Genomic DNA, 24,780 nt, shown 5'->3' with positions numbered 1-24,780 from the left:
CTGTTCACGGGGCTGCTGGTCGGCACGATCCTGATCATCACGGGACTCACCTACTTCCCCGCGCTCGCGCTGGGACCGCTCGCCGAAGGGCTCGCAGCATGAGCACGATCACTCCTACGAGGCCCCCGCGGACGGGGGCGTCCAGCGGCCGTCCGGCTGAGGCGGGCCGGGTCGGCGGGGGTCTGTTCGACCCGAAGCAGTTGCTGGCTTCCTTCCCCGACGCGGTGCGCAAGCTTGATCCGCGGGTGATGGTGAAGTCGCCGGTGATGTTCGTGGTGCTGGTCGGGTCGGTGGTGACGACCGGGCTGGCGGTGATGAACCCGGGGGACTGGTTCGGGTGGGCGATCGCGGTCTGGCTGTGGCTGACGACGGTGTTCGCGAATCTCGCGGAGGCGGTCGCGGAGGGCCGGGGCAAGGCGCAGGCCGACACGCTGCGCAAGGCGAAGACCGACACCGTCGCCCGCCGCCTCACCGCCACCGGTGAGGAGCGGGTGCCGGGGACTGTTCTGCGGGTCGGTGACCGGGTGGTGTGTGAGGCCGGGGATGTGATCCCGGGTGACGGTGACGTCGTCGAGGGTGTCGCGAGCGTCGACGAGTCGGCGATCACGGGTGAGTCGGCTCCGGTGATCCGTGAGTCGGGTGGTGACCGGTGTGCGGTGACGGGTGGCACGAAGGTGCTGTCGGACCGGATCGTCGTGAAGATCACGGCGAAGCCGGGGGAGACGTTCATCGACCGGATGATCGCTCTGGTGGAGGGTGCGGCCCGGCAGAAGACGCCCAACGAGATCGCTCTGAACATTCTTCTGGCGTCGCTGACGATCGTGTTCCTCCTCGCGGTGGTGACGCTGAAGCCGTTCGCGATCTACGCGGGTGCCGACGGGCAGACCTCGATGATCGTGCTGACCGCGTTGCTGGTGTGTCTGATCCCGACGACGATCGGGGCGCTGCTGTCCGCGATCGGTATCGCGGGGATGGACCGTCTGGTCCAGCGCAACGTGCTGGCGATGTCCGGCCGTGCGGTGGAGGCGGCGGGTGATGTGTCGACGCTGCTGCTGGACAAGACGGGCACGATCACGCTGGGCAACCGGCAGGCGGCGGAGTTCCTCCCGGTGAGGGGGACCACGGCCGCCGAACTCGCCGACGCCGCCCAGCTGTCCTCCCTCGCGGACGAGACCCCGGAGGGGCGTTCGGTCGTGGTGCTGGCGAAGGAGAAGTACGGGCTGCGGGAGCGGCACCAGGGCGAACTCGCCCACGCCCAGTGGATCGAGTTCACCGCCCAGACCCGCATGTCCGGCGTCGATGTGGAGGAACGCAAGATCCGCAAGGGTGCGACCGGTTCGGTCGTGGCATGGGTCGAGGAACGCGGCGGGGCGATCACCGATGACGCCCAGCAGCTCAACGACACCATCTCCCAGGCCGGCGGCACCCCCCTGATGGTGGCCGTGGAAGACGCCAGGGGTGCGCGTGTTCTGGGTGTCATCCATCTGAAGGATGTGGTGAAGGAGGGGATGCGGGAGCGGTTCGAGGAACTGCGCCGGATGGGTATCCGCACCATCATGATCACGGGTGACAATCCGCTGACCGCGAAGGCCATCGCGGCCGAGGCGGGGGTGGACGACTTCCTGGCGGAGGCGACGCCTGAGGACAAGATGGCGTTGATCAAGCGGGAGCAGGCGGGCGGGAAGCTGGTCGCGATGACCGGTGACGGTACCAACGACGCTCCCGCGCTGGCGCAGGCCGATGTGGGTGTGGCGATGAACACCGGGACCTCGGCCGCGAAAGAGGCCGGGAACATGGTCGATCTCGACTCCGACCCGACCAAGCTCATCGAGATCGTCGAGATCGGCAAGCAGCTCCTGATCACCCGGGGCGCGCTGACGACGTTCTCGATCGCCAACGACGTGGCGAAGTATTTCGCGATCATCCCGGCGATGTTCGCGGTCGCCTATCCGTCGCTGGACAAGCTGAACATCATGGGTCTGGCGTCGCCGGAGTCCGCGATCCTGTCCGCGGTCATCTTCAACGCCCTGGTCATCATCGCGCTGGTCCCGCTCGCGCTGAAGGGCGTGCGCTACCGGCCCTCCAGTGCGGATTCCATGCTCCGCCGGAACCTGGGGATCTACGGGCTCGGCGGGCTGATCGCCCCGTTCATCGGCATCAAAATCATCGACCTCCTCCTCTCCCTCATCCCCGGAATCGGCTGATCACGTCATGAACAACTCCGTAGGAAACACCGGGCGTGTCCTGTGGGCGGGAGCACGTGCCCTGCTCGTCCTGACCGTGCTGTGCGGCGTGCTCTATCCCCTCACCGTCACCGCCGTCGCCCAGCTCGTCTTCCCCGGCAAGGCGAACGGGTCCGAGATCACCGACGCGAGCGGGAAGACGGTCGGCTCCGCGCTGATCGGCCAGCGCTACGACCTGCCCCTCAAGGACGGCCAGGAGACGGCCGCTCCGGATCTGCGCTGGTTCCAGCCGCGTCCGTCCAACGGCCTGGGCGCGAACAATGTCAACACCCAGTACACGCTGATCCTGTCGGGGGCGACGAACCGGTCCGGGGACAACGAGGACCTGATCAAGTGGGTCACCGACGCGAAAGCGGCCGTGGTCAAGGACAACACCGTCCCCGGCCACACCATTAACCCGGCCGATGTCCCGGCCGACGCGGTCACCTCCTCCGGCTCCGGTCTCGACCCCCACATCTCCCCCGCCTACGCCGAGCTCCAGGTCCACCGCGTCGCCGCCAACAACGACCTGACCGTCGCCCAGGTCGAACGGCTCCTCGCCGACCACACCGACGGCCGGATCCTCGGCTTCATCGGCGAACCCCGCGTCAACGTCCTCCAGCTCAACACCGCCCTGAAGAACCTCCTGGCGGCGAAGGGCTGATGGCCTTACCTCCTCGACAGAGGACCCTCTCGACAGAGGTGCCGACCGTTCAGCCCGCACAAGAGGAAGGCAGCACGTCGATGACCCGGGTGCTGGTGGTCGAGGACGACGCCCAGCTCGCACGAGCGCTGGTGATCAATCTGCAAGCCCGTCGGTACGGGGTGGACTCCGCGCGGGACGGCGCCACGGCGCTCGCCCTCTCCGCCGCGGAGCCGCCCGACGTGCTGATCGTCGATCTGGGTCTGCCGGACATGGACGGGGTCGAGGTCATCAGGGCGCTGCGCCGCTGGAGCCGGGTCCCCGTGCTCGTCCTCTCCGCCCGCAGCGGCTCCGAGGACAAGATCCGGGCGCTCGACGCGGGCGCGGACGACTACATGACCAAGCCGTTCAGCATGGACGAGCTGCTCGCCCGGCTGCGGGCGGCCACCCGGCGCGCCGCCGAGGCGCCGGTGGCCGAGCCGGTCCCCGGGGGGCGGGTCACCACGGACGACTTCACCGTGGACCTGGTGGCCAAGCGGGTGCGGCGCGGGGACCGGGACGTACGCCTCACGCCCACCGAGTGGCACCTCCTGGAGATCCTGATCTGCAACCCGGGGCGCCTCATCAGCCAGCGCCGCCTCCTGAAGGAGGTGTGGGGGCCGAGCTACGCGACGAAGACGAACTATCTGCGGGTCTACATGGCCCAGTTGCGGCGCAAGCTGGAGAACGACCCGTCGCACCCCCGCTATCTGATCACCGAACCCGGCATGGGCTACCGGTTCGAGCCGTAGAGGCACGGAGCCGTGGCACCCCGGAGCCACCGTCCCGCCGCCGGGACACCGGGACGCCCTAGGCCACAGGCCCGTACAGCAGCAGTCGAGCCGTAGGAGAAACGCAGAACATGAGACGCGGGAAGCTGCGCATCTACCTGGGGGCCGCCCCCGGCGTCGGCAAGACGTACTCCATGCTCTCCGAAGGACACCGGCGGGTGGAGCGCGGCACGGACTGCGTGGTCGCGTTCGTCGAGCACCACAGCCGGCCGCGCACCGAGGTCATGCTGCACGGTCTGGAGGTGATCCCGCGCCGCACGATCGAGTACCGGGGCACGTCCTTCACGGAGATGGACGTGGACGCCGTCCTCGCCCGGCGGCCCGCCGTCGCGCTCGTCGACGAACTTCCCCACACCAACGTGCCCGGCTCCCGCAACGCCAAGCGGTGGCAGGACATCGAGGAACTGCTCGCGGCGGGCATCGACGTCGTCTCGACCGTCAACATCCAGCACCTCGAATCGCTCGGCGACGTCGTCGAGTCGATCACCGGCATCCGGCAGCAGGAGACCGTCCCCGACGAGGTGGTGCGCCGGGCCGACCAGATCGAGCTGGTCGACATGTCGCCGCAGGCACTGCGCCGCCGGATGGCGCACGGCAACATCTACAAGTCCGACAAGGTCGACGCGGCCCTCTCCAACTACTTCCGCCCCGGCAACCTCACCGCCCTGCGCGAGCTGGCCCTGCTGTGGACCGCCGACCGGGTCGACGAGTACCTCCAGGAGTACCGGAAGGAGCACCGCGTCTCCACGATCTGGGGTTCGCGGGAACGGATCGTCGTCGGGCTGACGGGCGGGTCCGAGGGACGCACCCTGATACGGCGGGCCACCCGGCTCGCGGAGAAGGGCGCGGGTGGCGAGGTGCTCGCCGTCTACATCTCCCGCAGCGACGGGCTGAGTTCTGCGTCCCCGAAGGAACTGGCGGTGCAGCGCACCCTGGTCGAGGACCTCGGCGGCACCTTCCACCACGTCGTCGGCGACGACGTCCCCGCCGGGCTCATGGAGTTCGCGCGCGGGGTGAACGCCACCCAGATCGTCCTCGGGGTGAGCCGCCGCCGCTCCTGGCAGTACCTCCTCGGCCCCGGCGTCAGCGCCGTCGTCGCCCGTGAGTCCGGGCCCGACCTGGACGTGCACATCGTCACCCACGACGAAGCCGCCAAGGGCCGACGGCTGCCCGTCGCGAGGAGCGCCAGGCTCGGCAGGTCCCGGACGGTCTGGGGCTGGCTCGTCGGCCTCGGCGGCCCCGCCCTCCTCACCTTGCTGCTGCGCACCGCGACACCCGAGGTGGGCCTCGCCAACGACGTCCTGCTGTACCTGACGCTCACCGTCGCGGCGGCGCTGCTCGGCGGCCTCAAGCCCGCGCTCGCGTCCGCCGCGGTCGGTTCCCTGCTCCTGAACTGGTTCTTCACCCCGCCGATCCACGAGCTGACGATCGCCGACCCCCGCAACATGGTGGCCCTGGGGGTCTTCGTCGGCGTGGCGATCTCGGTGGCCTCGGTGGTGGACCTGGCGGCCCGGCGCACCCACCAGGCGGCCCGGCTGCGGGCCGAGTCGGAGACCCTCTCCTATCTCGCGGGCAGTGTGCTGCGCGGCGAGACCACCCTCGAAGCGCTCCTCGAACGGGTCCGGGAGACCTTCTCCATGGACGCGGTCGCCCTCCTGGAACGCCCGGACGAGACGGGACCGTGGGCGTGTGTCGCCCTCGCGGGCCACGGTCCCTGCACGCGCCCGGACGACGCGGACGTGGACATCCCCGTCGGCGACCATCTGGCGCTGGCCCTGACGGGCCGGGTGCTGCCCGCCGAGGACCGCCGGGTGCTGGGCGCGTTCGCGGCGCAGGCGGCCGTGGTCCTCGACCGGCAGCGGCTCGTCGGCGAGGCGGAGGAGGCCCGCAGGCTCGCCGAGGGCAACAAGATCCGAACGTCGCTGCTGGCCGCCGTCAGCCACGACCTGCGCACCCCCCTCGCCGGTATCAAGGCGTCGGTGACGTCGCTGCGTTCGGACGACGTCGAGTGGTCGGAGGAGGACCGGGCCGAGCTCCTGGAGGGCATCGAGGCGGGCGCCGACCGCCTCGACCACCTCGTCGGCAACCTCCTCGACATGTCCCGGCTGGAGACGGGCACGGTCACCGCTGTGATCAGGGAGACCGATCTGGACGAGGTCGTCCCGATGGCGCTGCTCGGCGTCCCCGAGGACAGCGTCGAACTGGACATCCCCGAGACGCTGCCGATGGTCGCCGTGGACCGGGGTCTCCTGGAACGGGCCGTCGCCAACATCGTGGAGAACGCCGTCAAGTACAGCCCGCCGGGCCAGCCCGTCCTCGTCGCCGCGAGCGCCCTCGCGGACCGGGTCGAACTCCGCGTCGTCGACCGGGGTCCCGGTGTGCCCGACGAGGCCAAGGACCGTATCTTCGGGGCGTTCCAGCGCTACGGGGACACCCCGCGCGGCGAGGGCGTCGGCCTCGGCCTTGCCGTCGCCCGGGGCTTCGTGGAGTCGATGGGCGGCAGCCTGGCGGCGGAGGACACCCCGGGCGGCGGCCTGACGATGACCGTCGTCCTGCGGATGCCGGACGGAGCGCCGCACCAGATCCCGGAACAGGCGGCCGGGACGACGACCTGACGGGGGACCGGGCTCCTGGGGCCAGGCCCGGACACCCGGTCACGCCCCCACCCTCACCCCCGCTCGGCCCCACTCCCGCTCGGCCCCGGCCCCGCCCTCCCGGTCAGGGCTCCGCGCGGACGACGACGAGGGAGCCCCGGTAGACGGGCCGGGTGCGCAGATGGCCGAAGCGCGCGTCCCAGGCGCCGGAGGCCAGATCGTGGCGCAGGGTGCGGTCGAAGCGTTCGCGGGCCGTGTCGTCGACGAAGCTCCAGGCGGAGCACGCCTCCCGGGCGGCGGGGTCGAGGAGCATCTCGGGGCGCCCGTAGTAGGCCTCGTTGAAACCGTCGGTGCAGTCGAACGGCACGGGGACCGCCTCGACGGTCACCGTGCCGCCCAGTGCGGCGGCGATCTCGTCGACGGGCGGGTACCTGAGGGCCTCCGTGTCCAGGACCCCGGGCGCGTACGCGTACAGCCAGAAGTCCCTCACCCGCGCGGGATCGCGGGTCAGGACGGTGACCGGGCCGCGCGTCACCCGGCGCGTCTCCCGCAGCCCGGCGGTGACGTCACCCCACTGGTGCACGCTGAACAAGGTCATCGCCGCGTCGAAGGAGCCGTCGGCGAAGGGCAGTTCCCCTGCGGCGGCGACGGCCACCGCGTCGAGGGCCGGGGCGGTGCCCGGGGACGCGGAAGGCCCGCCGGGTGCCAGCGCGCGGACGGCGCTCTCGTATGTGCCCGTGCCCGCGCCCACGTTGAGGACGGTCCGCGCCCCGCCGAGCGACCGGGCGACGAACAGGGCTATCCGCCCGTCGGGCCGCCGCGCGGAGCGGCCACGGCCGGGCGGGCCGTGGCCGAGTGCCCCGGAGCCGCCGTCGTGCGTCCGCGTGCATGTGGTCATCTGCCTTGCCTCGCCTCGTGAGCAGGAACAGCGGAAGCGGGCGGAGACCCGTGGAGCCTCGCTCGCGGCAGCCGGTGCCGACGGGCCCCCGCGCACCGGACACCGCGTGCGGTGCGCGGGGCCCTGCCGGTTCTCCGTCGTGGCGAGAGCCACTCCACCGCGCCGGGCCGGTGCCGTCAGTCAACCAGGCGCCCACCGTACGCGGCGATTGGACGCAGTCACAGAAACAGGCCCCCGCGGACCGGATGATTACATCCGATCATCCAAGAGGGTAAACGCCTCTTCGGGTGCGCATGTGCGAGTCATGTACGAGGAGTGGGCTCGCTGATGCGGATCGGTAGGTGGTGGGGTGCGGGGTGTAGGCCGACCCGGGGTCCGCCTCGATCCGCACCTGACCGGCCACGACGGTCGTCCAGGGCGGTCAGAGCGGCACCACGGTCGTGTCCAGGGCGGTCAGAGCGGCACCACGGTCGTGTCCAGGGCGGTCAGAGCGGCACGACGGTCGTTCCGGTCGGTCAGAGCGGCACGACCGTCGTCTCGGTCGCCTTCACACCGGTCCAGACGGACACCCCGTCGGCGAGACCGAGTTCGGCGGCGGCCTGCGGGGTGATCTCGGCGACGAGGTCGGGTGCCTCGTCGGAGGCCACGAGCACCCGCAGCCGGCTGCCGCTGCTCGTGATCTCGCGTACGGTGCCGGGCCAGACGTTGCGCGGACTGCCCCCGGGCCTCTCCCGGTGCAGCGAGACCGCCTCGGGCGCGACGATCGCCAGCGCCCGGGTGCCCGGCGGCGGCGGTTCGGCCGCGACCAGGGTGCCGCCGCCGTCGAGGGCGAGACCGTGCGGGGTGGTGGTGCCGGGCCAGGCGTTGCGCCCCAGCATCCGGGCCACCCACGGGGAGCGGGGATGCCGGGTGACCTCGGCGGGGGTGTCGTCCTGGAGCGCGCGGCCCTCGTCGAGGACGAGGACCCGGTCCGCGAGCGACACCGCCTCCACGGGGTCGTGGGTGACGATGAGACAGACACCGCCGAACCCGGCGAGATGGGTGCGCAGGGTGTGCCGGACGTGCGCCCGGGTCGTCTGGTCGAGGGCGGCGAGCGGCTCGTCGAGGACGAGGAGCCGGGGCCGGGCGGCCAGGGCGCGCGCCAGGGCGACCCGCTGCGCCTGCCCGCCGGAGAGCTGGCCGGGACGGCGGTGGGCGAGGTGCCCCACGCCGAGCCGGTCCAGCCAGGCGCCTGCCTCACGTCGCGCCGAGGCGCGGGCGACACCCTGGGCGCGGAGCCCGTACGCGGTGTTGGCGAGGGCCGTCAGATGCGGGAACAGGGCGCCGTCCTGGGGGACCCAGGCGACCCGGCGGCGGTGCGGCGGCAGCGCGGTGACGTTCTCGTCGCCGAGCCGGAGGTCCGCGTGGGCGCGCGGGGTGAGGCCGAGCAGGGCCCGCAGCAGGGTGGTCTTCCCGGCGCCGTTGGGGCCGACGACGGCGATGGTGGTGCCGGGTCCGGCGTCCAGGGTGAGCCGGGTGAAGCCGGTGACCTCGGCGTGCAGCGCCCAGCGCCCTCCGGGGGCGGCGACCGGGGAGGAGGGGCCGCCCGCGGCGAGCGGTTGAGCCGTCGTCGGGTCGGTCGCCGCGGGGTCCGCCGCCGGGTCGGGCGCGGTGGGGGCGGTCCGGCGCGGCCGGTCGGCCGGGGTGCCCGTCCACCGCCCGCGCAGGGAGACCAGGACGCCCATGGCGATGGCGAGCAGCAGCAGCGAGACCGAGGTGGCGGCCTCGGGCTCGTCCTGGAGGAGCAGGTACACCTGGAGCGGCAGCGTCTGGGTCGTCCCGGGCAGGTTCCCCGCGAAGGTGATCGTCGCGCCGAACTCGCCCAGCGCCCGCGCCCAGGTGAGCGCGGCGCCCGCGAGGACACCGGGCGCCACCATCGGCAGGGTGACGGTGAAGAACACCCGGACCGGCGAGGCGCCGAGGGACGCGGCCGTCTCCTCGTAACGCGGCCGGAGCCCGCCGAGCGCGCCCTCCAGGCTGATCACCAGGAACGGCATGGCGACGAACGTGGCCGCGAGGACCGCGCCCGAGGTGTGGAACGGGAACGTGATGCCGAAGGTGCGCTCCAGCCACGGACCGAGCAGTCCGCGCCGCCCGAAGGCGAGCAGCAGCGCCACGCCGCCGACCGTGGGCGGCAGCACCATCGGCAGCAGGACCAGCGAGCGGACCAGCGCCTTGCCCCGGAAGGGGACCCGGGCGAGCAGCCAGGCCAGGGGCACCCCGAGCACCAGCGAGAGCCCCAGCGCCCAGAAGGACACGAGGAGGGACAGCTTCAGCGCCTCGACGGTCCCGGGGGACGTCAGATGTCCGGCCAGCTCGCCCCATTCGGTCCGTACGAGGATGCCGAGCAGGGGGAGCGTCAGGAACGCCACGGCGAGGAGCGCGGGCAGGACGAGGAGCAGCGGCGGCCCGCCGCCGGGTCGCCGGACGTCCGCTCGTTTCATGGATGACCCCGCAGAGGTGGAGAGACATGAGGAGGAGGGGCCGCCCGTCTCCCCGGTACCGGCCGACCCTCTCATGAGCGGTACGGCTCCGGTGCCGCGACGGCTCCGGGCGGGCCGGGTCCCGGGCGGTCGGGCCCCGACCCGGCCGGGGAACGGGCGGCGGCCCGGGAACAGCCGGGTCCGGGCCCCTCGGGCCGGGGAACGGCCCGGCCCCGGACTTCCCCGGGCCAGCTCCCGCCAGGTGCGGCACCCGCCGGGACCGGGACCCGCCAGGGACCGGGACCCGCCGGGCCCCGCGCCCGTCAGGCCCCGGCCCCGGTCCCGGACAGCCCGGTCGCGTCAGGCCCCGGGCGTCACGGCTTCTGGAAGCCGGCGTCCTGGAGGATCTTCTGGCCCTCGGGCGAGGAGAGCCAGGCGACGAACGCGGCGGCGGCCCCCGCGTTCTTCGAGTCCTTCAGCGTGGCCGCCGGGTACTTCGCGATGGCGTTCTGCGCGTCGGGGATCTCGACGGCGACGACCTTGTCCCGGGCGCTCTCGGCGTCGGTCTTGTAGACGAGCCCTGCGTCGGCCTCGCCCAGCTCGACCTTGCTGAGGACGGCGCGCACGTTGGGCTCCTGGGAGACCGGCTTCACCGTGATCTTCTGGGCGTCGAGGATCTGCTTGCTGTACTTGCCCGCGGGGACCTCGGGCGCGGCGAGGACGACCTTCAGCTTGGTGTCGGCCAGGTCCTCAAGGCCGTCGACCTTGAAGGGGTTGCCCTTGCCGGTGGCGATGACCAGGCGGTTCCTGGCGATGACGACCGGGGTGTCCGTGTCGGCCTTCACCTTGTCCATGCTCTTGGTGTCGGCGGTGACCAGGACGTCGGCGGGGGCGCCCTGCGCGACCTGGGCGACGAGCTCCTGCGAACCGGCGAAGGAGAACGTCAGCCTGGTGCCCGGGTGGGACTTTTCGTAGGCGGCACCGGCCGTCTTGAACACGTCGGTCAGGGAGGCGGCGGCCAGCACCGTCAGGTTCGCGGCGGGCGCCGCGCTCGCCGAACCGGCGGGGGTGCCGGTGGCCTTGGTGCCCTCGCCCTTCGCGCCGCCGTCGCCGCAGGCGGCGAGCGGGACGAGCAGGGCGGCGGTGAGGGCGGCGGTGGTGACACGGCGTCTGGTGAGGGTGAGGGACATGAGGGCTGGACTCCTTGGATCGACGGAAAGTGCGGTGGGAGGCCGGCCGTGTCGACGGCCGCTGCGGTGCGGTACTGCGTGAGGGGTGTTCAGGTGCGGTCGACGCGGACGCAGGTCGGCCTCACGCGGGCGGTGGCCCGCGTGGCGACCTCCGGTCCGGGCTCCACCACGGCCTCGCGGGCGAGGAGGGGAACCAGCCGGTGCGGACGGGTCCGGACGGTCGTCCGGGCGGCGGTGCCACCGAGCTCCATCGCGGCGCCGACGCCCGGGAACGCGCTGCGCACCGACGCGCGGGAGACGTCGTCGCCGCTCCGCGTGATCTCCGCGGAGAACGCGGCGGACGGCTTCCCGTCGACGACGCGCCGTCCGCTCCCGTCGCGGTGCGCCGCGACCCTCCCCGCGTCCGCCCGGCGGCGCGCGGTGTCGGCGCCGACGCCGAGCAGTCGCACGGCCCGCCCGATGGTGTTGGACTGCATGTGCGACACCGTAGGTCGCTCAGGCTCTCATCTGCAACAAACCCGTACGACTCTCCATCGCGGATGCGAGCGGGGATGGAGAAAGGTACGAACGGTTTCGGGCGGTACGCGGACCACCTGCGGCCCCTGGGGAACTTCCAGCACCACGGGCCTTCTCCTGGCGGATCATCTGAGAGGTATTTCGCCCTCTTGGCTTGTACCTACGATGGTGGAACGCCCCCTCGCCTGGTGAACATGAGGTGCGGGCCCCTTGTCCGCGAGCACGCAAGGAGCCTCGTATGCAGGTCGGCCACCTCCTCCGCCTCGACGGCCTCGACCTCGCGCTGGTGTGGGGCGAGGAGTCGCTGCTCCGCCAGGAGATCGGCGGGGTGACGGCCACCGACCTGGAGGACCCGACCCGTTTCCTCCAGCGCGGCGAGATCGTGCTCAGCGGCCTGGTGTGGTGGGGCCGCGACGGGGATCCGGCCAGGACCGACCGGTTCGTGTCCGCCCTGAGCGGCACCGGCGCCGTGGCCCTGCTCGCCGGGGAGGAGACGCACGGCGAGGTCCCCCGCGAACTGGCCGCCGCCTGCCGTAGGCACCGCGTCCCGCTGCTCGCCGTCCCCGCGCACACCAGCTTCCGGGCGATCACCGAAGCCGTCTACCTCCGGCAGTGGGGGGAGCTGAGCCGCCGCCCCACGGACCACCACGCGCTGCCGGAGAACGTCCGCGTCGAGCTGGCCCGCGCGCTCGACCGGGGCGCCCCCGTCGCCGAACTCCTCGGCCTGTCCTTCACGCACCTCGGCACCCCCGTCTGCCATCTGGTCAGCGGCAGCGGACGGACGGTCGCCCGGACCGCGACCGCCCCCGAACTGGCGCCGGGGCGCGCGGCGGAGGCGCTGCGGGGACGGCACGGGACGACCGTACGGATCGAGGCCGACGACAGCGTCTACGACGCCTGGTACCTGCACCTGCCGGAGCCGGACCGGGTGCCGCCCCGCGTCCTGCACGAGATCGGGGAGCTGATCGGCCGCCACCGTCGGCGACAGGACCGGCGGGCGGCCCCGCGCGTACGGGCCCAGGAGGAACTGGTGGCCCGGACGGACGCGGTGTACGGCGACGCCGACGGCCTGGAGCGGGCGCTGCGTTCCTGCGGCCTCGCCGATGCCGCCGCCTACACCGTCGTGGTCGTGGCCTCGGCGGGACCGGCGGCCCGGGGAGACGCCCCGGCGGCCCTCGCGGAGGCGCTGCGGCACCAGCGGGCCGTCGGGTTCGCCGTCGCCGGACGCCCGGACGGGCGGGCCGTCGCGGTCCTGGCACACGGCCCGGACCCGGACGGCGAGGTCCCGGCCCGGCTCCGCGAGGTGTGGCCGCTGCTCCACGCCTGCCGCCCCGGGGCGGCCCCGCACGCGGGCGTCAGCGACCCCGTCCACCGCCCCGGCGACCTCCCGCGCGCCCTCGCCCAGGCCCGCTACGCACTGGCCGGTGCCCACACGAAGGCGATGGCGCTTCCCGCATCGGGGACGGCCGGGACGAGGACGACGGCCGAGGCGGCCCGTACACAAGGGACAGCCGGTACGGCGAGGACAGCAGGGACAGCAGGGGTAGCCGGTACGCACGGGACAGCCGGTATGCACAGGACAGCGGGTACGCACGGAGCACCCGGAGCACCGGGGACAGTCGCTCCGACGGCCGGTCCTGCCGGTCCCGCCGCCCCGCCCGGGGTCGCGCGCCTCCGGGACCTCGCCGACCTCGGGGCGCTCCTCGCGGGCGTCCCCGCCGATGTGCGGGCCGCGTACCTGGAGACCGTCCTCGGCCCGCTGCTGCGCGCCGGGCGCGGCTCCCCCGAGGTCCTCCTGGAGACCCTGGAGGTGTTCCTGGCGCACGACGGCTCCTGGACGAGGACCGCCGAGGCCCTGCACCTCCACGTGAACACCGTCCACTACCGCATCGACCGCGTCGAGGTCCTCACCGGCAGGGACCTGTCGAGCCTGGACCACCGGCTCGACCTGCGGGCGGCGCTGCTCTGCCGCTGACCGGCGCGCGGCTCGGCCCGGGCCGACGTGGACGTTCGTCGACTTCACCCGGGCGGTGACCGTGACACCGACGTCCGGGGCCACCCCGTCGACCGTGCGCCGCCCGGACCCGTCGCGCTCCACGCCCAGCCTGCCGCCGTCCGCCCACCGGCGGACGGTCTCCGAACTCACTCCGAGCAGCCGCGCGGCCTGCCCCATGCTGTACGACGGCATCCCCGCACCCTGTCCACGCGGCCCCGCCGCCCCCACGCGCCGGGAGGTGCCCCGCGTGTGCCACCCTGATGATCGAATCATCCGGCGGAAGTGAAGACGGAGGGGGACGGTCATGGCAGTCGTGGAGGACGGGCGCGCCACCGGTCTCGTCGCCGCGCAGGAGAAGGCGGTCGCGCTGTTCGCCGAGGTGGAGGCGCGCGGTCTGGTCGTGCCGGGACGGGGCGAGCGGGAGGTGAGCGACGCGATCCGCGACCTGGCGAACGACATGTTCGGCACCACCAGGCACTGGCACAAACGGATCGTCCGCTCGGGCCCCAACACCCTCCTGCCCTACCAGGACAACCCGCCGGACCGGACCATCGGCGAGGACGACATCGCGTTCGCCGACTTCGGCCCGATCTTCGAGGAGTACGAGGCCGACTTCGGCCGCACCTACGTCTTCGGCGGCGACCCCGACAAGCACCGGCTGGCCGCCGACCTGCCGCGCGTCTTCGACGCCGGACGGGCCTTCTTCCGGGCGCACCAGGACGTGACCGGCGCCGGAATGTACGCCGAGATCGCCCGGCTGGCCGCCGACGCGGGCTGGGACATCGGCATCTGGCACGCCGGGCACCTCGTCGGGGAGTTCCCGCACGAGACGAACGACGGCGCCAAGGCGGAGTCGTACATCACTCCCGAGAACCACCACCCGCTGCGCCGCACCGACCGCACCGGCCGGCCGTGCCACTGGATCCTCGAACTGCACTTCGTCGACCGGGAGAGGCGCTTCGGCGGCTTCCACGAGCAGCTCCTCGACCTGGCCTGAGCAGGGACACCCGCGCGGACGAGCACGGGAGGGGCCGGTCGCGCGGACGCGACCGGCCCCTCCCCCCTGCCTCCCGACGGTCCGCTACGAGCGGCGTCGGCGGGCCATCAGGGCGTAGCAGACGAAGAGGGCGAGGGCGAAGGCGAGGCCGATGAGGGCCGCCTGGCGCATGTCGGGCACCTTCACCGCGGTGGCGGCGACCGCGAGGACCCCGACCGCCGCGACGTACGCGAGCTTGTCGCCGCCCCGGATGCTGAAGCCGGTGAACTCCTCCGGGTGCGCGTCGCGGTGGCGGCGGAAGGCCACGTACGAGGCGAGGATCAGCAGCCACACGAGCAGCACCGCGAAGATCGCGATCGACATCATGATGCCGAAGAGCCCGCTGACGTCGTAGAAGGCGAGCAGGGCCGCCGCCGCGATGCCGAGGGTGGACGCGCCGATCGCGACCGCCGGGACGCCCCGCTTGTTCAGCCGGGCCATCGGCGCCGGGGCGAGGCCGTCGTCGCCGAGCGAGTGGAGCAGCCGGGAGGCGCCGTACAGATGCGCGTTGGCGGCGGACATCGCGGCGATCAGCACGACCATGTTGGTGAGGGTCGCCGCCGCGGGCACGCCGACCTCGGTGAAGACCCGGACGAACGGGCTGGCCTCGATGCTGCCGTCGCCGTCCGCCATCCGCCGCCACGGGATCAGGGCCAGGACCAGGGTGATGGAGAGCAGGTAGAAGAAGCTGAGACGCCACGCCAGTTGGCGCATGGCGGTGCGGATGGTGCGCTGCGGGTCGGCGGCCTCGGCGGACGCGATGGCGACGACCTCGAACCCGGCGTACGCGAACATCACCACGGACATGGCCAGCCAGATCGAGCCCGCCCCGTGCGGGAGGAAACCGCCGTCGTCAGTGAGGTGCGCGAAGCCGGTCGCCTCGGTGTCCGGCAGGCCGAAGAAGACGAGCAGGGCGGCGCAGAGGATGAAGGCGCACAGGGCCACCACCTTGACGGTGGAGAGCCAGAACTCGGTGGTGCCGAAGGACTTCACGCTGATCACGTTGACCGCCAGGACGATCGCGGCGACCGCCAGGATGGCCAGCGACATCGGGACGTCCGGCCACCACCAGCGGATGTACAGCGCGGAGGCGACGACCTCGGTGCCTATGACGACGACGGCGCTGAACCAGTACAGCCACCGGCTGAGGAACCCGGCCCAGGAGCCGAGGTAGCGGTGGGCGACCGCGCCGAACGAGCCCTGGACGGGGTGCGCGGCGGACATCTCGCCGAGCAGCACGGCGATGATGGCCACCAGGACCGCGCCGATCGCGTACGAGACGATCACGGCGGGTCCCGCGACGGACATCGCCGAGCCGGAGCCGAGGAAGAGGCCGGTGCCGAGCGCGGAGCCCAGACCGATCATGGTGGTCTGCCGGTGGGTGAGGGAACGGACGAGTCCCTCACCGGCGGCGGGTGACGGTCTGGCGCCGTCGGTGGCCGCGGGTGCGGCCGGGGCGGGGGGAGCGGATTCGCCGGGTGCGGCCATGGCGGTGGGGGCCCTTCTGCGCGGGGATCGGGGGGAGTGCGGAGGGGGAGGGAAAACTCAGAACTCGCTGGTGCGGAAAGGCTTTTCGGGTGCGCCGAGCCGGGGCTTGCCCAGGACCTTCGACGACAGGGCGTAGATGCCGTGGTTGGTCAGGGCCCAGGCGATGTTCCGGTCCCATTCCACATAGACCCCGTGGGTCTGGTTGCCGTACGCGTACTCGGCGGTGTCCCGGCCGTACGCCTTCGGCACGAAGTACGCGGAGATCTCCGGGGCGGCCGGGTCCGAGACGTCGAAGAACTGCACGCCCGCGTTGTAGAAGCCGTAGCCGAGGAGTCCGGCGTCGTGCCTGCCCGGGTTGGTGTAGTAGCCGGTCCGCTTGGGGCCGAAGCTGCCGCGCCGCTGGCAGTAGTCGGTGAATCCGGCCGCCTTCGGCGGCACCGGGCGGGGCAGGACCCCGACGACGCGCGGCTTCGCGGGATCGCGGGCGTCGATCTGGTAGACGTCCTTGTACGGCTCGTAGCAGTCCTCGGTGAGCGGATAGCCCGAGTAGTAGATCATCCCGGTCTTCTCGTACTGGGAGACGTCGATGTTGTCGCCCTCGGTGCCCGCGACCGACGCCGGGAGGTCGAGGTGGCTGACCGTCCGCATGTTCGCCGGGTCCGAGACGTCGAGGACCGTCAGTCCGTAGCCGCCCATCGCGGCGAAGGCGTAACGCCCGCCCTTCTCCACCGGCTTGGGCAGGAAGAGGGGCATCCGGGCCCCCATCCAGCTGGTGCGGTTGCCGCAGCGCGGGTTCTTCCGGTAGGCCGCGTCCTCACCGGTCCGCTGGCCCGGCAGGTGCCAGGTGTCGAGGAGCTTGGGGCGCGCCGGGTCGGACATGTCCCAGGACTGGTAGCCGGCCGAGTGGAGGTTGGTCGGGTACTCGCTCCCCGAGTACGTGTCGTCCGGCGCGGTGGCGAGGAACATGTACTTCTCGCCGGTCCAGTACGGCACGTCGATCGAGCCGGAGCCCTGCTGCGCCGACGCCGGGTCGCTGCGCAGCGGATCGGCCTGGGTGGAGTCCGTGGAGACGGTCGCCAGGAGCTTCCAGTCCTTCTTGCGCGGGCCGTCCAGGCGGTACACCTTGAAGCCCTTCAGCCCGGGCTTGGCCCGCAACTTCCGTACGCCCTCGGGGTTGTTGTACTTGTCGAGCGGCGGGTGGTCGGAGAGCTCGGAGATCTGCCGCTTGCTCTCGAAGCTCTGCACCATGACGTACGCGCCGAGCTTCCGGCTCCACTGGATGGTGGACGCGCCCCAGTAGTCGCCAGCCGCCCAGTCGCCGTTGGCCCGGTTCTCGTCGCCGTCGACGTCCTCGCGGCTCAGCTTCTCGACGACCTTCACCTTCTTCACGTCGGTGACGTCGTAGACGCGCCCCTCGGAGCGGTCGTACTGGAAGAGGTAGCGCCGGCCGCCGAAGTCCACGACGTTCTGCCAGGTGTGGAAGTAGTCGGGGGTGAAGTCGGCGCCCTCGTAGGCCGCTTCGACCTTCATGTTCTTGATGTACGAGCGGGTGTCGTAGGCGGCGTTCCGGCCGGGGAACGGATGGTCGGACCCCTCGTCGACCGGGGTGACGGAGGGGTGCCGGAAGGTCCCGTCGAGCTGCATCCCGTACGCGCCGGGGTCGGCGGGCTCCGGGCGGCGGTCGGCGCACACGGCGCGGACGTCCGGGTCGGCGGCGGGAGCGGCGGCGGCCCGGTCGGCGGCGCCGGACGTCCCGGGGACGAGCAGGGTGGCCGTGGCGGCGGCCGCGACGACGGTGGCGAGTACCGCGTTTCTGCGGGTGGAGCGCATCGGACGGTCCTTTCGAGGGCGTACGCGGGAGGGAGCGGGGATCAGGTGACGGTCGGGCGCTGTTGGAACTCGGGGGTGCGGTGGGCCCCCGCGACGGTGATGTCCCGCAGCTCCCCGACGGCGCGCAGGACGTCGGCGTGGGTGACGTACAGGGCGTTGAAGCCGAAGCGGATCAGGTCGGGGGCGCGCATGTCGCCGATGACGCCCCGGGCGGTGAGGGCGGCGACCAGCGGGTACGCCTCCGGGTGGCGCAGGGCGACCTGACTGCCCCGGCGCGCCGGGTCGCGGGGGGTGGCCGGGGTGAAACCGAGCCCGTCGAGGAGGGTGTCGGCGCACTCCTGGAAGAAGCCGGTGAGGGAGAGGCTCTTCTCCCGCACGGCCGTCATCTCCACCCCGTCGAAGGCGGTGAGCGCGGCTTCCAGGGCGAGCAGGGAGAGCAGCGCGGGCGTGCCGATCCTGGCCCGGGTGACGTCCGCCGCCGGTGCGTACGCGCCGGACATCGCGAAGGGTTCGGCGTGCCCGTGCCAGCCGGTCAGGGGGTGGTCGAAGGTCTCCTGGTGGCGCCGGGCGATGTACGCGAACGCGGGGGCGCCCGGTCCGCCGGAGAGGTACTTGTAGCCGCAGCCGACCGCGAAGTCCGCCCCGATCGCGTCGAGTTCGACGGGGAGGGCGCCCGCCGCGTGGCACAGGTCCCAGTGCATGAGGGCCCCGGCGTCGTGCGCGGCGGAGGTGAGCGCGGCCATGTCGTACAGCTCGCCGGTGCGGTAGTCGACCGGCGCGTACGCGGCGACGGCCACGTTCCCCGCCTCCTCGGCGAGGAAGGCGGCGGCGTCCCGGGCGGGCACCCGGCGGACGTCGAGCCCGAGGAGCCGGCCGACCGAGTCGGCGATGTACTGGTCGGTGGGGAAGTGGTCCGGGTCGGTCAGCAGCAGACGGCGGCCGGGGCGCGTCCGGGCGGCGGCGAGCAGGGTGTTGAACAGCTGGACGCTGGTCGAGTCCCCGGCGACGACCTGGCCGGGGGCCGCGCCGATCAGCCGTCCGATGGCGTCGCCGGTGCGGACCGGGGCGTCCCACCAGCCGTTGGCGTTCCAGGAGCGGATCAGGTCGGTGCCCCACTGGCGGTGCACGGCGTCCTCGACGACCGGGGGCACGGCGGCGGGCAGCGCGCCCAGGGAGTTGCCGTCGAGGTAGACGACCCCCTCGGGGAGGAGGAAGCGGTCCCGGACGGCGGCGAGCGGGTCGGCGGCGTCCAGCGCGGCGGCGCGCACGGCGAGACCGTCGGCGCCGGGGGCGGGGGAGGCGGCGGGGGAGCCGGTCGCGGTGGGGTCGGTGGCGGTGGGGTCGGTCGTCATGCGGTGTCTCCGTGATCACGTGCGAGGGGCGTGTCGGACGCGGCGGGGGTGGCGTGCGCGTCGGCGGTGGCGGTGGCGGTGGCGGTGGCGGTGGCGGGCGGGGCGGGGACGCCGGGCGCCGGGGGTGCGGCGGGTGCTCCGGCGGCCGGGGCCTCTCCGGCCCCAGGGGCCGTTGCCGTCCCGGCGGGGCCCTGGGCCCGCGTCAGGTCCAGGGCGATGTCCGTGAGCAGGTCCTCCTGTCCGCCGACCAGCCGCCGTCGGCCCGCCTCGACGAGCAGGTCCCGGGTGTGGACGCCGTGGCGCGCGGCCGTCGCCTCCGCGTGCCGCAGGAAGCTGGAGTACACCCCGGCGTAACCGAGCGTGAGGGTCTCCCGGTCGACCCGGACGGGCCGGTCCTGGGTGGGCCGGACGAGTTCCTCGGCCGCGTCCGTCAGCGGGAACAGGTCACAGCCGTGCTCCCAGCCGAGCAGGTCGAAGACCGCCACCACCGGTTCCAGGGGCGCGTTCCCCGCACCCGCGCCCTGCCCGGCGAGGGAGGCGTCGACGCGCCGGGCGCCCGCCTCCACGGCCACGACGCTGTTCGCGACGCCCAGGCCCAGGTTGTGGTGGGCGTGGATGCCGATCTCGGTGGCCGGGTCGAGGACGTCCCGGTAGGCGCGGACCCGGTCCCGTACGCCGTCCATCGTCAGCCGGCCGCCGGAGTCGGTGACGTACACGCAGTGCGCGCCGTACGACTCCATCAGCCGTGCCTGCGCGGCCAGTTCGGCGGGCGGGGCGAGGTGGGACATCATCAGGAAGCCGGACACGTCCATGCCGAGTTCGCGGGCGAGCGCGATGTGCTGGGCGGAGACGTCCGCCTCCGTGCAGTGGGTGGCGACCCGGACGGAGGTGACGCCGAGCGCGTGGGCGCGGCGCAGGTCGTGGGCGGTGCCGATGCCGGGGAGCAGCAGGGTGGTGAGCCGGGCCCGGTGGAGGACGTCCGCCGCCGCCTCCAGCCACTCCCAGTCGGTGTGGGCGCCGGGGCCGTAGGTGACGGAGGAGCCGGAGAGGCCGTCGCCGTGGGCGACCTCGACGGCGTCGACGCCCGCCGCGTCGAGGGCGGCGGCGATCGCCCGCACCTGGTCGAGGGTGTAGCGGTGGGAGACGGCGTGCATCCCGTCCCGCAGGGTGACGTCCTGGACGTAGACCTGGGTCATCGGCCGAGGCTCCGTTCGGCCAGGCGCTCGGCGGTGCGCAGCGCGGCGGCGGTCATGATGTCGAGGTTCCCGGCGTAGGCGGGGAGGTAGTGGGCGGCGCCCTCCACCTCCAGGTAGACCGAGACCAGCAGCCGCCCCCCGCCGCCGAGCCGGACCAGCGGGTCGTCGGCGGCGAGCGCGCGGAACTGCGGCTCCTGCTTGAGCCGGTAGCCCGGCACGTACGCGGCGACCGAGGCGGCCATCGCGTGCACGGAGGCCGTGATCCGGTCGGTGTCGCAGTCGTCCACGAGGCAGTGGACGGTGTCCCGCATGAGCAGCGGGGGCTCCGCCGGGTTGAGGACGATGATCGCCTTGCCCCGGGCCGCGCCGCCGACCTGCTCCAGGGCGCGGGAGGTGGTCTCGGTGAACTCGTCGATGTTGGCCCGGGTGCCGGGTCCGGCCGAGCGGGAGGCGATCGAGGCGACGATCTCCGCGTAGTGCACCGGGGTGACGGCGGAGACGGCGGCGACGACCGGCACGGTGGCCTGCCCGCCGCAGGTCACCATGTTGACGTTGGTCGCGCCGAGGTGCTGGTCGAGGTTGACGGGCGGCACGACGTACGGGCCGATGGCCGCCGGGGTGAGGTCGACCAGGGTCTTCCCGTAGGGGGCGAGCGCGGCGGCGTTGCGGTGGTGGGCGGCGGCCGAGGTGGCGTCGAAGACGACGTCGATCTCGTCGAAGCCGTCCATCCCGATCAGCCCGGCGACGCCGTCGGAGCTGGTCGGCACGCCGAGCCTGCGGGCCCGCGCGAGCCCGTCGGAGCCGGGGTCGATGCCGATCATCGCTGCGGCGGTGACGTTGCCCGAACCACGGATGATCTTGATGAGGAGATCGGTGCCTATGTTGCCCGATCCGATGACGGCGGCCTTCACCGTGCGGCCTCCTCGGTGAGTCGGGTCCGTCGGGTCAGTCCGAAGAACCGGACGGCGTTCTCGCCGAGGACGGCCGCCCGCTCCTCCGGTGTGAGGGCGCTCTCGCGCACCAGGGCGCCGATGGACTCCTCGCCCAGCGGGAACGGGTGGTCCGAGCCGAGCAGCACCCGCTCCGCTCCCATCACGTCCACCAGGAGCCGCAGCGCCCCCGGGTCGAACACGGCGGAGTCCACCGCGAAGCGGTCGGTGTAGTACGACGGCGGGTGCGGGCTGTCGGCACGCACGATGTCCCGCCGGTGCCAGGCGTTCTCGGCCCGGCCGAGCAGGTACGGGAAGCTGCCGCCGCCGTGCGCGAACAGCAGCCGCAGCGAGGCCGGGAGCCGCTCGAAGGCGCCGGAGAGGATCAGCGACAGGATCGTCAGATGGGTCTCGCCCGCCATCCCCGCCAGCCAGGCCAGCATGTACCGGGAGTGGCGCGGCCCGGACGGCAGGTCCCAGGGGTGGACCAGGACGGCCGCGTCCTCCTGCGCGCAGTGCGTGAGGAATTCGAGGAGGGCGCCGTCGTCGAGGTCCCGGTCGCCCAGGTGGTTGCCGATGTGGACGCCGTGGAAGCCCTGCCGCATCGCCTCGCTGACGGCCTCGCAGGCGGCCTCGGTGTCCTGGAGCGGCACCTGGCAGAGGGGGGCCAGCCGGTCCGGGGCGTGCTCCGCGTACCGCAGCAGGTGCGCGTTGACGGTCCGGCACCAGTCGGCGGCCCGCGCCGCCTCCAGGCCGTAGCCGAAGAGCAGCGGGGTGCTGGACAGGACCTGCGTGTCCACGCCGAGCCGGTCCAGGTCGGCGACCCGGGTCTCCGGGTCCCACAGGGTCCGCCGCACCGGCCGGTACTCGGCCGCGCCGGCCATCATCATCCCGGCGTCCGGGCCGTCCGTGGTGCGCAGCCAGGGGCCGTCGTCGGAGCCGGTGATCCGGCGGGACTCGGCGCGGCCGATCGCCGGGAAGACGTGCGCGTGGATGTCGACGACGGTCATGCTCCGGCCGCCTCGTCGCGCCGGGTGCGCGGGCGCAGTTCCTCGGGCCAGTCCTTGCCCGGGTGGAGGGCGCCGCAGTGCCCGCAGGTGCGGGCGGCCTCGTCGGCGTAGAAGGCGCTGAAGACCGGCGGCAGGTCGTCGACGATCGAGGTGAGCTGGACCTCGCTGCGGTGCACCAGGTGGTGGCACTCCAGGCAGTACCACTCGAAGGCGTCGCGGTGGCCCTGCGGCCGGGCGAACTCGACGACCAGACCGATGCTGTCCTCCTCCGGCCGCTGCGGGGAGTGCCGCAGGTGCGCCGGGGCGAGGAAGACGTCGCCCTCCCGGATGTGGATGTCGCGCGGCGGACGGCCCTCCTCCTCCATGACGCGGAGCACCATGTCGCCCTTGAGCTGGTAGAAGAACTCCTCGATGGGGTCGTCGTGGAAGTCGGTGCGGCGGTTGGGGCCGCCGACGACCGTCACCATCAGGTCGGCGTCCTGCCAGATCTGCACGTTGCCGACCGGCGGCTTCAGCAGATGGCGGTGCTCCTCGATCCACGCCTGGAGGTTGAAGGGGCTCATGGTCATCGGTGCTGTTCCTCGTTCTGCGGGAGATGGGCCACCGCGCTGATCTCGATCAGCAGGTGGGGGTGGGGCAGTTGGTGCACGGCGACGGTGGTCCTGGACGGCCCGGTCTCGTCGAAGTACTCGGCGTAGACCTCGTTGTAGCCGCCGAAGTCGTTCATGTTGACCAGGTAGGCCGTCACCGACACCAGGTCGTCGAGGCCGCCGCCGACCGCGCCGAGCAGGCCCGCGATGTTGTCGAGCACGGCCCGGGTCTGGACCCGGATGTCGAGGTCGGTCACGCCCATCGGATCGGCGCTCGCGCCCGCGAAGGTCCCGTCGGGGCGGCGCGAGCTGGTGCCCGAGACGAAGACCAGGTCGCCCGCGCGCCGCAGGTGCGGGAACCGGCCGCGCGGCGGGGCCGCGCCGGGGACGATCACGAGGCCTCCCCGGTGGTGAACCGGACGGCGCCGAGGCGCCCGACCACGGCCCGTACGTGTGTGCCGGGCGGCAGCGGTACGGCGGCGGTCGCCGCCCCGGCGAGGACGACCGTCCCCGGGGCGAGCGGTCCGGCGAGGCGGGCCGCCGCCGCCAGGGCGCGCAGCGGGTCGCCGAGGATCGCGGCGGTGGAGCCGGTCTCGGCCGGGCGGCCGTCCAGTTCGAGGACCACGCCCAGGTTCGCCAGGGCCCGGAGCCCGCCCAGCTCGGCCGGCGCGGTCCAGAGGCCCACCGCGTACCCGGCGGCGGAGGTGTTGTCCGCGATCACCTCGGGCAGCGAGAAGCGGAAGCCGTCGTAGCGGGAGTCGATGACCTCCAGGGCCGGGGCCACGCCCGCGACCGCCGCCGCCGGGTCGCCGCCCGGGACCAGGACCGAGCCGAGGAGGAAGGCCACCTCGGGCTCGACCCGGGGGTGGATCAGCCCGGAGACGTCGTACCGTCCCCCGTCCGGGATCTCCATCCGGTCCGTCAGCCGCCCGTGGATCAGGTCGGAGACGCCCATCTGCCGCATCTTGGCGACGCTGGTGAAGCCCAGCTTCACCCCGGTGAGCCGCTCGCCCCTGGCGAGCCGCCGAGCCACCAGCGCCTCCTGCGCCGCGTACGCCCCGGCGGTGTCCGTGAGACCGCTGCCGCCCCCGGGCAGCGGACGCGCCTCCCGCGCCGCCGTGTCGAGGGCCTCGGCCAGTGCCGTCGCGTTCATCGGGCTTCTCCTTCCGTCCCGGCGCGCCCGAAGGCCGCGCGCACCGAACCGAGTCCGTCGATCCGGGCCTCCAGCACGTCACCCGGCGCCACGGCCGTCATCGGCCCCAGCGCGCCGGTGAGCACGGTGTCCCCTGCCCGCAGCGGCCTGCCGAGCCGGACGAGGGTGTCGGCCAGCCAGACGGCGGCGTGCAGCGGGTTGCCGAGGCAGGCGACGCCCGCGCCGGTCGAGACGGGCTCGCCCCGCCGTTCCAGGACCATCCCGGCGGTCCGCAGGTCGAGTTCCCGCAGGAGCACCGGCCGGGTGCCGAGCACGTACGCGCCGCTGGAGGCGTTGTCGGCGACCGTGTCCACGGCCGTGATGTCCCAGTCGCGGATCCGGCTGCCGACCACTTCGACGGCGGGCAGCGCGAAGGCGGTCGCCCGGATCACGTCGGCCACCGTGTGCCGTTCGTGCCGCAGGTCGTGCTCCAGGACGAGCGCCACCTCGGCCTCGGCCTTCGGCTGGAGCACCGCGCCCCAGGGCAGCTCCGCACCGTCGGGCACGGCCGTGTCGTCGAACAGGGCGCCGAAGTCCGGTGTGTCCACGCCCAGTTGCCGCTGCACGGCGAGCGAGGTCAGCCCGACCTTCCAGCCGGTGATCCGGCGGCCCTCGGCCAGCCGGCGTTCGGTCAGGAGGGACTGCACGGCATAGGCCGCGTCCAGGTCGCCGGGCGGCAGCAGGTCCCGTACCGGATCGCACGGCACACCGGTCCGGCGCGCCAGGCCAAGACGCTCGGCGGCGGCCGTGACCGCCGGGTCCGCGGGGGTCGTCGTCACCGGGTTCTGGCTGGTCGTCAGGTTCTC

At 73.2% G+C, this 24,780-nt stretch carries 20 protein-coding genes and 2 pseudogenes; 7 read left to right on the top strand and 15 right to left on the bottom strand.

All coding sequences use genetic code 11. The features are described from left to right. The 5 genes from ACIRQY_RS33060 (at position 1) to ACIRQY_RS33040 (ending at position 6,310) form a co-directional block, all read left to right on the top strand. Positions 1 to 102, top strand: coding sequence for a potassium-transporting ATPase subunit KdpA (locus ACIRQY_RS33060; RefSeq protein WP_402284416.1), 102 nt, complete (start codon positions 1 to 3; stop codon positions 100 to 102). Then, on the top strand, positions 99 to 2,204 hold the full coding sequence (gene kdpB, locus ACIRQY_RS33055) for a potassium-transporting ATPase subunit KdpB (RefSeq protein ID WP_403931857.1): 2,106 nt from the start codon (positions 99 to 101) through the stop codon (positions 2,202 to 2,204). Before ACIRQY_RS33060 ends, kdpB begins: the two co-directional genes overlap by 4 nt. Before the next feature lie 7 nt (positions 2,205 to 2,211). Beyond that, on the top strand, positions 2,212 to 2,886 hold the full coding sequence (locus tag ACIRQY_RS33050) for a potassium-transporting ATPase subunit C (RefSeq protein WP_403931854.1): 675 nt from the start codon (positions 2,212 to 2,214) through the stop codon (positions 2,884 to 2,886). 80 nt (positions 2,887 to 2,966) lie between these two features. Further along, entirely contained in the window at positions 2,967 to 3,656 is a 690-nt protein-coding gene (locus ACIRQY_RS33045; protein WP_351797017.1) for a response regulator, read from the top strand. A gap of 110 nt (positions 3,657 to 3,766) precedes the next feature. After that, entirely contained in the window at positions 3,767 to 6,310 is a 2,544-nt protein-coding gene (locus tag ACIRQY_RS33040; RefSeq protein ID WP_403931851.1) for a DUF4118 domain-containing protein, read from the top strand. Between the two features lie 103 nt (positions 6,311 to 6,413). Here the strand turns inward: ACIRQY_RS33040 and ACIRQY_RS33035 are convergent, their stop codons facing one another. The 4 genes from ACIRQY_RS33035 to ACIRQY_RS33020 all read right to left on the bottom strand — a co-directional run bounded on the left by ACIRQY_RS33035 (position 6,414) and on the right by ACIRQY_RS33020 (position 11,315). After that, complete coding sequence (locus tag ACIRQY_RS33035; RefSeq protein WP_403931849.1) at positions 6,414 to 7,187, bottom strand: class I SAM-dependent methyltransferase; 774 nt, start codon at positions 7,185 to 7,187, stop codon at positions 6,414 to 6,416. 515 nt (positions 7,188 to 7,702) lie between these two features. Continuing rightward, complete coding sequence (locus tag ACIRQY_RS33030) at positions 7,703 to 9,670, bottom strand: ABC transporter permease (protein ID WP_403931846.1); 1,968 nt, start codon at positions 9,668 to 9,670, stop codon at positions 7,703 to 7,705. Between the two features lie 353 nt (positions 9,671 to 10,023). After that, a complete protein-coding gene (modA, locus tag ACIRQY_RS33025; protein ID WP_403931843.1) occupies positions 10,024 to 10,839 on the bottom strand; it encodes a molybdate ABC transporter substrate-binding protein in 816 nt (271 codons plus the stop codon). 89 nt (positions 10,840 to 10,928) lie between these two features. After that, positions 10,929 to 11,315 (bottom strand): MerR family transcriptional regulator, encoded by a 387-nt coding sequence (locus ACIRQY_RS33020; protein WP_403931840.1) that lies wholly within the window; start codon positions 11,313 to 11,315, stop codon positions 10,929 to 10,931. Positions 11,316 to 11,593: 278 nt separating this feature from the next. Between ACIRQY_RS33020 and ACIRQY_RS33015 the strand changes: the two genes are divergently transcribed. Beyond that, on the top strand, positions 11,594 to 13,330 hold the full coding sequence (locus tag ACIRQY_RS33015) for a PucR family transcriptional regulator (protein WP_403931837.1): 1,737 nt from the start codon (positions 11,594 to 11,596) through the stop codon (positions 13,328 to 13,330). A gap of 147 nt (positions 13,331 to 13,477) precedes the next feature. Here ACIRQY_RS33015 and ACIRQY_RS33010 read toward each other — a convergent pair. Next, positions 13,478 to 13,528, bottom strand: a pseudogene (locus ACIRQY_RS33010) (hypothetical protein); the annotation flags it as partial. Between the two features lie 127 nt (positions 13,529 to 13,655). On the opposite strand from ACIRQY_RS33010, the gene ACIRQY_RS33005 reads away from it, so the two are divergent. Further along, positions 13,656 to 14,348 (top strand): M24 family metallopeptidase, encoded by a 693-nt coding sequence (locus ACIRQY_RS33005; RefSeq protein WP_403931834.1) that lies wholly within the window; start codon positions 13,656 to 13,658, stop codon positions 14,346 to 14,348. Between the two features lie 84 nt (positions 14,349 to 14,432). Here ACIRQY_RS33005 and ACIRQY_RS33000 read toward each other — a convergent pair whose 3' ends face one another. The 10 genes and pseudogenes from ACIRQY_RS33000 to ACIRQY_RS32955 all read right to left on the bottom strand — a co-directional run bounded on the left by ACIRQY_RS33000 (position 14,433) and on the right by ACIRQY_RS32955 (position 24,774). Then, positions 14,433 to 15,875 (bottom strand): amino acid permease, encoded by a 1,443-nt coding sequence (locus tag ACIRQY_RS33000; protein ID WP_403931832.1) that lies wholly within the window; start codon positions 15,873 to 15,875, stop codon positions 14,433 to 14,435. A gap of 57 nt (positions 15,876 to 15,932) precedes the next feature. Then, positions 15,933 to 17,705 carry a hypothetical protein gene (locus ACIRQY_RS32995; protein WP_403931830.1) on the bottom strand — a complete coding sequence of 591 codons (1,773 nt, stop codon included), beginning with the start codon at positions 17,703 to 17,705 and terminating at the stop codon, positions 15,933 to 15,935. A 41-nt stretch (positions 17,706 to 17,746) separates the two neighbouring features. Then, complete coding sequence (gene kynU / locus ACIRQY_RS32990) at positions 17,747 to 19,057, bottom strand: kynureninase (RefSeq protein WP_403931828.1); 1,311 nt, start codon at positions 19,055 to 19,057, stop codon at positions 17,747 to 17,749. Between the two features lie 182 nt (positions 19,058 to 19,239). Next, positions 19,240 to 20,253 (bottom strand): annotated as a pseudogene (gene dmpG / locus ACIRQY_RS32985) (4-hydroxy-2-oxovalerate aldolase); the annotation flags it as partial. Then, positions 20,250 to 21,164: an acetaldehyde dehydrogenase (acetylating) gene (locus ACIRQY_RS32980; protein WP_403931825.1), complete on the bottom strand. Its 915-nt coding sequence runs from the start codon at positions 21,162 to 21,164 to the stop codon at positions 20,250 to 20,252. The pseudogene dmpG and the gene ACIRQY_RS32980, both read right to left, overlap by 4 nt. Next, a complete protein-coding gene (locus tag ACIRQY_RS32975) occupies positions 21,161 to 22,192 on the bottom strand; it encodes an amidohydrolase family protein (protein ID WP_403931823.1) in 1,032 nt (343 codons plus the stop codon). The genes ACIRQY_RS32980 and ACIRQY_RS32975 overlap by 4 nt, the downstream gene beginning before the upstream one ends. Then, on the bottom strand, positions 22,189 to 22,761 hold the full coding sequence (locus ACIRQY_RS32970) for a 3-hydroxyanthranilate 3,4-dioxygenase (protein ID WP_403931820.1): 573 nt from the start codon (positions 22,759 to 22,761) through the stop codon (positions 22,189 to 22,191). Before ACIRQY_RS32970 ends, ACIRQY_RS32975 begins: the two co-directional genes overlap by 4 nt. Next, positions 22,758 to 23,177, bottom strand: coding sequence for a RidA family protein (locus ACIRQY_RS32965; protein ID WP_351780572.1), 420 nt, complete (start codon positions 23,175 to 23,177; stop codon positions 22,758 to 22,760). Before ACIRQY_RS32965 ends, ACIRQY_RS32970 begins: the two co-directional genes overlap by 4 nt. Further along, positions 23,174 to 23,935, bottom strand: a complete 762-nt coding sequence (locus ACIRQY_RS32960) for a 2-keto-4-pentenoate hydratase (RefSeq protein WP_403931818.1) — start codon at positions 23,933 to 23,935, stop codon at positions 23,174 to 23,176. The genes ACIRQY_RS32965 and ACIRQY_RS32960 overlap by 4 nt, the downstream gene beginning before the upstream one ends. Then, entirely contained in the window at positions 23,932 to 24,774 is an 843-nt protein-coding gene (locus ACIRQY_RS32955; RefSeq protein ID WP_403931860.1) for a 2-keto-4-pentenoate hydratase, read from the bottom strand. The genes ACIRQY_RS32960 and ACIRQY_RS32955 overlap by 4 nt, the downstream gene beginning before the upstream one ends. Positions 24,775 to 24,780 lie beyond the last annotated feature (6 nt).

It is taken from the genome of Streptomyces sp. NPDC101490, from assembly GCF_044767145.1.
Lineage (GTDB): Bacteria > Actinomycetota > Actinomycetes > Streptomycetales > Streptomycetaceae > Streptomyces.
The sequence above is the reverse complement of the archived record's forward strand: the minus strand, read 5'-3'. Positions and strand labels throughout refer to the sequence as shown.